The organism is Vibrio sp. 1562 (assembly GCF_033340155.1).
Classification (GTDB): Bacteria; Pseudomonadota; Gammaproteobacteria; order Enterobacterales; family Vibrionaceae; genus Vibrio; species Vibrio alginolyticus.
Genome location: NZ_JAWOVY010000496.1, coordinates 1 through 618, shown reverse-complemented (window position 1 = coordinate 618; position 618 = coordinate 1). Strand labels below are relative to the sequence as shown.

At 48.2% G+C, this 618-nt stretch carries 1 pseudogene; it reads right to left on the bottom strand.

Annotation, left to right across the window (positions count from 1 at the left end):
• A pseudogene (locus R7Z49_RS26030) lies at positions 1–618 on the bottom strand (lipase); the annotation flags it as partial.

Here is a 618-nt window from a genome sequence, read left to right as displayed (position 1 = left end):
CCGCGCTAAATGTATACAGTGCGTCAGCAGCAGGGCTGCCTAGTGTGTTGTTTGCAGCAGCAACCGCAGACGTACCAACAATACCGCCTAGTGAGTGACCTAGCATTTTTACTTGAGAGCCCGTCATTGGGTTAAAACCTTGAAGAGGGCCTCCAGCCAATAGGCCGCCTTGCGCTGATACTACTAAACTAGCACGTAAGCCCAATACATCCAGCACGCTTTGACGGAGGTTATCACGCGCTACAGCAAGGTTAGAAAGGTTCAAGTAAGCAAGAACGTTCGCATTTGCCGATCGTTGTTCGTCTAGGCTACGTGTGCCGTGGATTGGAAGATCGATAGCGATAACAGCTACGCCAGCCTGCACCATATTAAAAGCAAATGCATACGCGTTTTCTTTCGCTGAGGTGATACCGTGTTGGTAGATCACCACGTCTTTCGCTACACCATTTTGAGGAGTAAACAGTAAGAACTCGACATTTTCTAAAGACTTAACCTCAGGAACAGGAGAGTAACGAGTAATAACTCGCTCACTATCCAGCTGTGTGCCGTCGTTTAAGTACAGTTTCGAGCCTACCAGTTTTAGCTGCTCTGTTGGATCTGTTGCCAGCTTGCTAACGT